Source organism: Kitasatospora sp. NPDC001225 (assembly GCF_053597855.1).
In genome coordinates this window covers 17,590-27,079 of sequence record NZ_JBSFJC010000112.1, presented here as the reverse complement: position 1 = coordinate 27,079, position 9,490 = coordinate 17,590, and the positions used below count along the sequence as shown (strand labels likewise).

The 9,490-nt window shown below is 74.4% G+C and carries 8 protein-coding genes and 1 pseudogene; 2 read left to right on the top strand and 7 right to left on the bottom strand.

The window, feature by feature from the left end:
- Both ACWDCZ_RS29985 and ACWDCZ_RS29980 read right to left on the bottom strand, forming a co-directional pair.
- Positions 1–150: pseudogene (locus ACWDCZ_RS29985) on the bottom strand (ABC transporter ATP-binding protein); the annotation flags it as partial.
- Between the two features lie 213 nt (positions 151–363).
- Positions 364–2,490, bottom strand: coding sequence for a restriction endonuclease (locus tag ACWDCZ_RS29980; RefSeq protein WP_449817462.1), 2,127 nt, complete (start codon positions 2,488–2,490; stop codon positions 364–366).
- A gap of 307 nt (positions 2,491–2,797) precedes the next feature.
- Here ACWDCZ_RS29980 and ACWDCZ_RS29975 point away from each other — a divergent pair, with 307 nt between their 5' ends.
- Complete coding sequence (locus ACWDCZ_RS29975; RefSeq protein ID WP_449817461.1) at positions 2,798–3,778, top strand: DUF2797 domain-containing protein; 981 nt, start codon at positions 2,798–2,800, stop codon at positions 3,776–3,778.
- 77 nt (positions 3,779–3,855) lie between these two features.
- Positions 3,856–4,830, top strand: a complete 975-nt coding sequence (locus ACWDCZ_RS29970; RefSeq protein WP_449817460.1) for an alpha/beta fold hydrolase — start codon at positions 3,856–3,858, stop codon at positions 4,828–4,830.
- A gap of 37 nt (positions 4,831–4,867) precedes the next feature.
- Here the strand turns inward: ACWDCZ_RS29970 and ACWDCZ_RS29965 are convergent, their stop codons facing one another.
- From ACWDCZ_RS29965 to ACWDCZ_RS29945, 5 genes are all read right to left on the bottom strand, one after another.
- Positions 4,868–5,236, bottom strand: a complete 369-nt coding sequence (locus ACWDCZ_RS29965) for a hypothetical protein (RefSeq protein ID WP_117486582.1) — start codon at positions 5,234–5,236, stop codon at positions 4,868–4,870.
- A complete protein-coding gene (locus tag ACWDCZ_RS29960; RefSeq protein ID WP_416875097.1) occupies positions 5,233–5,922 on the bottom strand; it encodes a DUF6232 family protein in 690 nt (229 codons plus the stop codon). The genes ACWDCZ_RS29965 and ACWDCZ_RS29960 overlap by 4 nt, the downstream gene beginning before the upstream one ends.
- Before the next feature lie 144 nt (positions 5,923–6,066).
- Positions 6,067–6,372 (bottom strand): hypothetical protein, encoded by a 306-nt coding sequence (locus tag ACWDCZ_RS29955; protein ID WP_074003642.1) that lies wholly within the window; start codon positions 6,370–6,372, stop codon positions 6,067–6,069.
- Between the two features lie 338 nt (positions 6,373–6,710).
- Complete coding sequence (locus ACWDCZ_RS29950) at positions 6,711–7,448, bottom strand: succinate dehydrogenase/fumarate reductase iron-sulfur subunit (protein WP_049652719.1); 738 nt, start codon at positions 7,446–7,448, stop codon at positions 6,711–6,713.
- Positions 7,445–9,388, bottom strand: coding sequence for a fumarate reductase/succinate dehydrogenase flavoprotein subunit (locus ACWDCZ_RS29945; RefSeq protein ID WP_380742607.1), 1,944 nt, complete (start codon positions 9,386–9,388; stop codon positions 7,445–7,447). The genes ACWDCZ_RS29950 and ACWDCZ_RS29945 overlap by 4 nt, the downstream gene beginning before the upstream one ends.
- Between the last annotated feature and the right edge of the window lie 102 nt (positions 9,389–9,490).

Here is a 9,490-nt window from a genome sequence, read left to right as displayed (position 1 = left end):
CATGATGGCGGTGAACTCGCCCTGGGGGAACACGACGCTGACGTTGTCGAGGGCGACGACGCGGGTCTCCCCCTCCCCGTAGACCTTGTTCAGGCTGCTGGCTCGGGCGGCCGCGCGGCCGGTGTGGACGGCGGTTGCGGGGAACGTCACGTGGACTCCTCGGGCTGATTAACGGAATGTTTAACTCCGTAACATCATCCCAAGCTGTTCGAATGCGATTCGTATGCCACGCGGAGGGTCGGCCCCCGCCGACCCGGCGGGACGGCGGGGGGCCTTCTCCTCCTCAGGTATGACGCCGGACCCTGAGGACCAAGGGCCCCGGCAGGCTCCGGACGGTTCCGGAAGGGGCCGGGGCCCGGCCGACTACTCGACCGCCACGCCGAAGGCCGCCGCCAGCCCGGCCAGGCCGTTCGTCACCGCCCGCCCGGACGGGCTGAACTCCCAGCCGCCGGCGGCCCGGCGGAACGCCCCGAGCAGCATCGCGCTGTCCGGCACCCCGCCGGTCGGGCCCGCCCAGGCGTCCGGTCCGCCGGCGCCCGGCCCGTACGCGGCGGCGAGCGCCAGCCCGTGCACGTAGCCGAGCGGCAGCGCCGGGTGGTCCTCCTCCTCGGTGGAGACGGCGACCACCACCTCCTCGACGGCGGCCGGCAGCCGGTGCAGGTCCAGGGCCAGCCGGGCCGCCCGGGTCGGCTCGCCCGGCACCGAGCGGGTCGGGTGCAGCCGCACGGCGCCGTCCGGGTCCTGCGGGCTGTTGAAGAACACGAAGTGCTCGTCGCTCAGCACCCGGCCGCCGGCGCACAGGAAGGCGGTGACGTCCAGCTCCACCGCGTCCCCGCCGGCCGTCCGGCTCTGCCAGCTCACCGTGAGGGCGGTCTCGCGCGCCTCCTCGGACCGGTCGTTCGCGGCGGCCGTGGCGGCGGCGGAGGAGCCGTCGCCGCCGAGCCGGCCGCGCAGGCCCTGCTCGGCGAGCAGGGCGACCAGCTCCGGGCCGCTCACCAGGGCCAGCGGCTTGCCCTCGATGTAGCTGTACGAGCCGCGGCCGAAGCCCGCGGTGGTGACCAGGATGCCCTTGATCGCGCCGTGGTGGCGGACGGTGGACTCCAGGTCGCGCACCGCCGTCGGCGGGACGGTCTTCTTGTAGCGCTTCGCCTGGATCACGATCGTGCCGCCGGTCACCGGGTCCAGGTCCTCGGCCACCACGTCCACCCCGACGTCGCCGCTGCGGGCCGTGGTCATCACCCGGAAGCCGCGCAGCCGGAACAGCTCGGCGATCAGCTCCTCGAAGTCCAGCGGGTCCATCTCGAACAGGTCCGGCTCGTCCTCGCCGCCGTGCCCGGCCAGGCTCCCGCCGACGCTCTCCGGCCGCCGGTCCGGCCGCACCTCGTCCAGCCGCTCCGGGCGCGCCGACAGTCGGCCGCCCAGGCCCTGGAAGCACTCCACCGGGTCCACCCGGTCCAGCGCCAGGGCGGCGAAGCCCGCCCGGGTGGCGGTCAGGGTGGAGAGGAAGCGCTCGGCCTCCCGGCCGGTCGCCGGGTCGATGCCGAGCACGAAGCCGTTCAGCACCACCGAGTCCAGCAGCCCGTCCCGGTCCGCCCGGAACAGCTCCACCGCCACCCGCAGCGCCGACTGCGCCAGCACCTCCCGGTACAGCGCCTTGCGCTCCGTCGCCGGGCGGGCCACCTCCGCCTCGCGATCGTCCGACTTCACGTACCGCACCCGGCCGGCGGCCGGCACCACGTCCGGCCCGGGCAGCTCCCAGTCCACCACCAGCTGCCGGCTCCCGGCGTCGAACGCCGCCGCCAGCCGGTGCGGGAAGCCCTCCGGCCAGGCCGCCGAGGCGTACAGACCGGCCGTGAAGTACTCCTGCACCGCCTCCGGCTCGCCCGCCCGCAGCCGGCGCAGCAGCTCCTCGGTCCGGGCGGCCAGCTCCTCCTGCTGCCGGCGGGACTGCTCGACCCCGGCCAGGTACTCCTGGTGGTACGCGGCCAGCCGGTGCTGCCGGTCCACCTCCCGGGCCTGCGCGGCGTACCAGTCCTGCTCGAACCGGGCCCGGGCCTGGGCCAGGTACTGCTCGTACTGCTGCCGCACCCCCGGGTTGCGGGCCTGCACCGGGTCCGGCGGCGGCACGAAGTACCGGGCCGAGGACTGGTCCGGCATCGGCACCGGCTCGCCCAGCGGCCCCGGATCGAAGGGCGGCACCGCCCGCGGCGCCAGCAGGGCCTGCGGGCCGAAGGCCGGCGCGGCCAGCCCGGCGGCCAGCAGCCCCCGCAACTCCTCGACCCGGGCGTCCAGTTCGGCCGTCCGCCGGGCCACCTCCGCCTCCCGCGACTGCTGGTAGGCGCGCTGCGCCTCGCGCTCGCCGCGGGCCGCCGCCTTCTGCACCTCCCGCTGCTCCCGCTCCCGGCGGCGCTGCTCCGCCGCCTCGGCGCGCCACCGGGCCTCCTCCCGGCGCTGCTGCTGTCGCTGCGCCTCCGCCCAGATCGCCAGCACCCCGCTGCTCCGCCGCCCCGACACCGTCCGCCCACCCCATTCGCCTCGCGCCCGATGCGGCCGCCGCGGCACCGCCTCCCGACCGCGCCGCCGACCGCGCCCGCCACAATAGAACGTGAACACCCCGCCCGGCCAAGCGCCGGTGACCTGCGGGGCTTTCGGGCGGGGAGGAGGGGCCGGCCGCCACGGACCTGACGCCCTGTCGAGGGGGCCGGCGGGCGGGGTGGCAGGGGCGTGGCCCCGCCGGGCCGCCCGGCCTGTCGGTGGCACCGGGTAGTCTCGTCGGCTACCGACAGCCAGGAGAAACGTGACGATCCCCCCGCCGCCCCCGCAGCCCCCGCAGCCCCCGCAGCCCCCGCAGTCCCCCGAGCACCGGGCCCGCCCCGCCGGCTGGGTCTCCACCGGCCTGAGCTGGCGGGACGGCCGCGCCGTGCTCGGGGCCGCGCGCGGCGCGCAGGTGCACGAGCGCGCCGTGGCGCCGGGGGTGGAGGTCGGCTGGCTGCTGGGCGGCCCGCGCCGCTGCGTGGGGGCCTGGCTGGCCGGGGCGACGGAGCGCACGCCCTGCCCGCACCACGCGGTGATCGACCCGGGCGGCGGCGCGACGCAGTGCCCGGCCTGCCAGAGCGTGGACCGCGGCCTCGCCCTCGCCCGGGACCAGATCCTCGACGACGGCCGCACCTACCTGCTCTACCTCGCCTGGTTCGGCGAGGGCCTGCTCAAGGTCGGCCTGACCGCCGAGCAGCGCGGCGACAGCCGGCTGCTCGAACAGGGCGCGCTGGCCTACGCGTTCACCGCCCGCGGCGCCCTGCCGGCGGTCCGGCGCGCCGAACTCACCGTCGCCGCCTCGGGCCTGGCCCGCGAGCGGTACAAGTCCCGGATCAAGACCGAGCAGTGGTGGTCGCACGGCGACGTCCCGTACCGCCGTACGGTGCTCGGCGACGCCCGCGCCCGGGCGCACCGGCTGCTGGACGGCCACGCCGTGGAGCTGCTCGCCGACCGCCCGGTGGTCGACCACGTCGAGCGCTACGGGCTGGCCGGCGGCGCCCCGGAGGCGTACCGGGAGATCGCCGGGCTGGCCGACGGCGCGGTGCTCGCGGGCCGGCTCCGCGCGCCGGTGGGCCGGCACCTCTTCCTGGACCAGACGGACGGCTCCGGACCGCTGCTGCTGGACACCCGGCTGCTCACCGGCTGGACGCTCAGCCCGGTCACCGGCCGCGGGTCCGAGGGCCTGGTCCTCCAGGAGCGTCTGCGCCCGCCGGAGCCGGACACCCAGGAGGCGCTGTTCTGAGACCACTCGGGACCACTCCGACCAGCATGGTTGCGTAATAAAACCGCAAGGCCTAGCCTCGGCCTTGCGGTTTTAAGTTGCTACCACCTTGGAGCGAGCCCGACCATGATCGCCGCCCACGAGACCTTCGACGGCACCTTCCCGTACCGGCCGCACTTCAGCACCGCCGCCGGCTTCCGCCAGCACTACGTGGACGAGGGCACCGGCCCCGTGGTGCTCTGCCTGCACGGCGAACCCACCTGGGGGGCTACCTCTTCCGCGACCTGGTCCGCCGCCTGGCCCCGACCCACCGGGTGGTCGTCCCCGACCACATGGGCTTCGGCAAGAGCGCCACCCCGGCCGACCGGACCTACTGGCTGCAGGACCACGTCGACAACCTGGAGGCGCTCGTCCTGGACCTCGGCCTGCGCGAACTCACCCTGGTCCTGCACGACTTCGGCGGGCCGGTCGGCATGGGCCTGGCCGTCCGCCGCCCGGAGCTGATCGCCCGGGTGGTGAGCGTCAACGGGCCCACGCCGTTCGGCCAGCCCGGCCTCGCCGCGGCGCTCGCCGCCAACGCGGCCGAGTCCCCGTGGTTCGGCTGGATCGCCCGGGCGCACGCCGACGGCAGCCTGGACGCCGTCCTCGGCGAACTCCGCCACACCGTCCTCAGCACCCTGAAGCTCAACGGCTTCGAGAACAACGCCCTGATCACCGACACCTGGCTGGCCGCCTACGGCGCGGCCTTCCCGTCCCCCGCGGAGGCCGCCGGGGCGATCGGCTGGGCGAAGGGCTTCGCCACCGGGGCGCACACCTTCGAGACCCCGGGCGCCGAGGCCCGCGCGGCGCTCGCCGCCCTGCCCGCGCTCGCCCTCTGGGGCACGGCCGACCGCACCCTCGCCGCCCGGCACTTCCTGCCCCTGTTCGCCGAGGCGTTCCCGCGCGGCCGGGCCGTCGAACTGCCCGGCGTCGGCCACTACAGCCCCGAGGACGCCCCGGAGACCGTCGCCGAGCTGGTGGAACGCTTCCTCACCGAGACGGCGGCGGAGACGGGGGCAAGGGGCGCGGCGTAGGCCGGCGCCCGCGAGCGGGCGGGCGCCGGTCGGTCGGTCAGCCGCTGAGCAGGGCCAGGAGCTGGTTCGCCAGGCCCAGCGCGGGCGCGGCGGCCTCGCCGACGCTCTGGGCCAGGCCGGCCAGCAGCAGCAGGGTGTTGCGCCGGCTCCTCGGCTCCTCGGCGGCGGGGCTGGTCAGCACCGGCAGGGCCTCGGCGAGGCTCTGTCGGTCCGCCTCGTGGAGCCGCCCGTCCCGGGCCAGGTCGGTGACCACGGCGGCGAGCCGGGCGAACAGCGCGGCGACCTCCGGCGGCAGCGCCTGGTCGCCGACCGCCCCGTTGTTGTGCTGGATGCCGACGTTGCCGCTGCCGCCGTGGATGGTGACGCGGTCGCCGTACTGGACGTCCGGACGCTCGTTGTCGTTCACTTGCTGACTCCCGTGTTCCCCTGGCCGCCGTAGATGTTGACGCTGTCGCCGAACTGGTACTGCCGCAGGTCCACGCTGATGGTCTGGACGATCTGCTGGAACTCGGCCTGCGGGTTCTCGATCGCGCGGGTGATGGTGGCCTGCAGCTCGAACGCCGGCTCCGCGGTGAGCCAGGCCAGCACCGCGGTCGGCGGGCCGGCCGTGTCCACGGCCAGCACGTACAGGTCGGGCCGGCGCAGCACCGGCCAGGTGAAGATCAGGAAGTAGAGCGCCACGAGGATCATCGCGACGAGGAGCAGCGTGCCGGACCCGGAGTCCGAGGACGATCCGTCGGTGGCCTGCGCGATCACGAGCACCGGCAGGAAGACGACCAGGCCGAAGGCGAGCAGCCGCAGGAGCGCGCGGCGCCGGCCGGGCACGATCAGGGAGGTGCCGACCCGGGCCACGTTGGCCAGCGGGTACGCGGCCTGCCCGATCCAGAGGATGCGGTTGGTGACCGCGACGCGGGTGGTGGTCGGGGTGCCAGCGGGACCGCTCGTGAAGGCCGGCGGCGGGGTGGTGGGCGGCGGCGGCCCGAACGGGGCCGGTGTCGGCGGCCCGCCGGGCGGAGGCGGCGGAACGAACGGGAAGGAGCCGGTCTGTCCGGCCCGGGTCGAATCGGAAGGATCGGTCGGCTGCATGGCCATGTCCCCCAAGGCTGTCGTGCGAGGGAGGATAATGTGCCAGCAGGCTCCGGGTCCGCACAAGTTCATTGTCGTGGCGGATAACTGACGCACCGTCGGTTCGTGTGCCCCGGCCCTGGTCCCGCCGACCCGTCGTCCCGCGGGCCGTCAGCCCAGCTTGCCGCGCAGCACGCCGGGGCCGGAGCGGGCCCGGCGGGACCGCGGCGGGCGGGACGGGCGGACGTCGGGGCGGGCGGGCTGCTCGGCCGCCTCCGCGGCCCGCCGGGCCAGTGCGGCCCGGGCGGCGGCCAGCGCGACCCGGGCGAGCAGCGGGTCCTCCCGGACGCCGGCCGCGCGCTTGGCGCTCTGGCAGGCGGTGCACCAGACCGGCGAGGCCGGCCCGTCCGGGTACACCATCTCCTCGGGCGGCAGGTAGTGCCCACCGCACTCGACGCATTCGAAGACGAACCTCATCCGACGATCACCGTTCCGGATCCGTGGCACCGGCCGCAGGGCGACCAGAAGGTGTGGACACTGGGCACCATGCTTCCTTCCTCGTCCAGTTCGACCGTGGCCTCGGTCTTCTGGGTCCCCCCGGACCCGCCGCAACCGGAACAGGACTGAACCTCGGGCATATGCCGTCCTTCCGTAGCGGACACCACCGTAGCGCGATTCCCCGTCAGGAAGCATGGCCCCGGGCGATCCACCACCCGTACGGGTAGCGCGAACCGCCGCCGCACGCCCGTCGGACAAACAGCGTCGGCCCCTCGCCTGAGCACCAGAGCGAGGGGCCGACCGTCGTGGGGGAGTCGTCAGCCGCGGGCGGCCCGCAGGAACTCCCGGTTCATCGCCGCGATGCTGGGCAGTGGGATGCCCTTGGGACAGGCGGTGGCGCACTCACCGGTGTTGGTGCAGCCGCCGAAGCCCTCGGCGTCCATGGCCGAGACCATGTCCCGTACCCGGGCGGCCCGTTCCGGCGCGCCCTGCGGCAGTACGTTGAGGTGCACCACCTTGGCGGAGGTGAAGAGCATCGCCGAGCCGTTCGGGCAGGCCGCCACGCAGGCGCCGCAGCCGATGCACTCGGCGTGCTCGAAGGCGGTGTCGGCGGTCTCCTTGGGGACGGGCGTGGCGTGCGCCTCGGGGGCGCTGCCGGTGGGGGCGGTGATGTAGCCGCCGGAGCCGATGATCCGGTCGAAGGCCGAGCGGTCCACCACCAGGTCCTTGACCACCGGGAACGCCGCCGCCCGCCAGGGCTCGACGTCGATGGTGTCGCCGTCCTGGAAGTGCCGCATGTGCAGCTGGCAGGTGGTGGTGCGCTCGGGGCCGTGCGCCTGGCCGTTGATGACCATGCCGCAGGCGCCGCAGATGCCCTCGCGGCAGTCGTGGTCGAAGGCGACGGGCTGGTCGCCGCGGGTGATCAGCTCCTCGTTGAGGGTGTCCAGCATCTCCAGGAAGGACATGTCCGGGCTGATCCCGCCGACCCGGTAGGTGGTCATCGAGCCGGGTGCGTCCGGGCCCGCCTGGCGCCAGATGCGCAGGGTGAGGTTCATGCATAGCTCCGCTGGGTGGGGTGGACGTACTCGAAGTCGAGTTCCTCGCGGTGGAGGACGGGTGCCGCGCCGGTGCCGGTGAACTCCCAGGCGGCGGCGTAGGAGTAGTCCTCGTCGCGGCGGGCGGCCTCGCCGTCGGGGGTCTGGCTCTCGGTGCGGAAGTGGCCGCCGCAGGACTCGGCGCGGTGCAGCGCGTCCAGGCACATCAGCTCGGCCAGTTCGAAGTAGTCGACCAGCCGGTTGGCCTTCTCCAGCGACTGGTTGAGCTCCTGCCCGGTGCCCGGCACCTTGATCCGGCGCCAGAACTCCTCGCGCAGCAGCGGGATCCGCTCCAGCGCCCGGCGCAGCCCGGCCTCATCGCGGGCCATCCCGCACTCGTCCCAGAGCAGTTCGCCGAGTTCGCGGTGGAAGGAGTCCGGGGTGCGGTCGCCGTCCACCGCGAGGATCAGGTTGAGCCGGTCCTCGACCTCGGCCTCCACCTCGGCGAGCACCGGGTGGTCGGCGGGCACGGCCGGCAGCGGGTGGCGGGCCAGGTAGTCGTTGATGGTGGGCGGCAGCACGAAGTAGCCGTCGGCCAGGCCCTGCATCAGGGCGCTGGCGCCGAGCCGGTTGGCGCCGTGGTCGGAGAAGTTGGCCTCCCCGATCGCGAACAGGCCCGGGACGGTGGTCTGCAGGTCGTAGTCGACCCAGAGCCCGCCCATCGTGTAGTGGATCGCCGGGTAGATCCGCATCGGCACCCGGTACGGGTCCTCGGCGGTGATCCGCTCGTACATCTCGAAGAGGTTGCCGTACTTGGCCTCGACGGCGTCCCGGCCCAGCCGGCGGATCGCGTCGGCGAAGTCCAGGTAGACGCCCTGGCCGCCGGGGCCGATGCCGCGGCCCTCGTCGCAGACGTTCTTGGCGGCCCGGGAGGCGATGTCGCGCGGCACCAGGTTGCCGAAGGAGGGGTAGATCCGCTCCAGGTAGTAGTCCCGCTCCTCCTCCGGGATCTGTCCGGGCGGCCGGTTGTCGCCCTTCGCCTTGGGCACCCAGATCCGGCCGTCGTTGCGCAGCGACTCGCTCATCAGGGTGAGCTTGGACTGGTGGTCGCCCGAGCGCGGGATGCAGGTCGGGTGGATCTGGGTGAAGCACGGGTTGGCGAAGTACGCGCCGCGCCGGTGCGCCCGCCAGATCGCGGTGGCGTTGGAGTTCTTGGCGTTGGTGGAGAGGTAGAAGACGTTGCCGTAGCCGCCGCTGGCGAGCACCACGGCGTCCGCGGTGTAGGAGCGGATCTCGCCGGTGACGAGGTCGCGGGCGACGATGCCGCGGGCCCGGCCGTCGACCACCAGCAGGTCGAGCATCTCGGTGCGCGGGTGCAGCTCCACGTTCCCGGCGGCGACCTGCCGGGAGAGCGCCTGGTAGGCGCCGAGCAGCAGCTGCTGGCCGGTCTGGCCGCGGGCGTAGAAGGTCCGGGAGACCTGGACGCCGCCGAACGACCGGGTGTCCAGCAGGCCGCCGTACTCGCGGGCGAAGGGCACGCCCTGGGCCACGCACTGGTCGATGATCTCCACCGACACCTGGGCCAGCCGGTGCACGTTGGACTCGCGGGCCCGGAAGTCGCCGCCCTTGACGGTGTCGTAGAACAGCCGGCGGACCGAGTCGCCGTCGTTGCGGTAGTTCTTGGCCGCGTTGATGCCGCCCTGGGCGGCGATCGAGTGGGCGCGCCGGGGGGAGTCCTGGAAGCAGAACTGGACCACATGGTAGCCCTGTTCGGCCAGGGTGGCGCCGGCCGCGCCGCCGGCCAGGCCGGTGCCGACCACGATCACGGTGTGCTTGCGCCGGTTGGCCGGGTTGACCAGCTTGGCGTCGAACCGCCGCTGGTCCCAGCGCTGTTCGATCGGCCCGGCGGGGGCCTTGGCGTCGGCGACCGGCTCGCCGAGGGTGTACTCCAGGTAGCTCATGTCACCACTGCTCACTTCACCGCTCCGGTCAGCACTGCTCACTTCACGCCTCGGGCCACCACTGCTCACTTCACGCCTCGGGCCACCACTGCTCACTTCACG

Bases quoted from the DNA above. Each gene is read 5' to 3' on its own strand.
- ACWDCZ_RS29960 (WP_416875097.1), bottom strand. From the start codon at position 5,922: ATGGCCATGCAGCCGACCGATCCTTCCGATTCGACCCGGGCCGGACAG.
- ACWDCZ_RS29945 (WP_380742607.1), bottom strand. From the start codon at position 9,388: ATGAGCTACCTGGAGTACACCCTCGGCGAGCCGGTCGCCGACGCCAAG.
- ACWDCZ_RS29950 (WP_049652719.1), bottom strand. From the start codon at position 7,448: ATGAACCTCACCCTGCGCATCTGGCGCCAGGCGGGCCCGGACGCACCC.
- ACWDCZ_RS29955 (WP_074003642.1), bottom strand. From the start codon at position 6,372: ATGAGGTTCGTCTTCGAATGCGTCGAGTGCGGTGGGCACTACCTGCCG.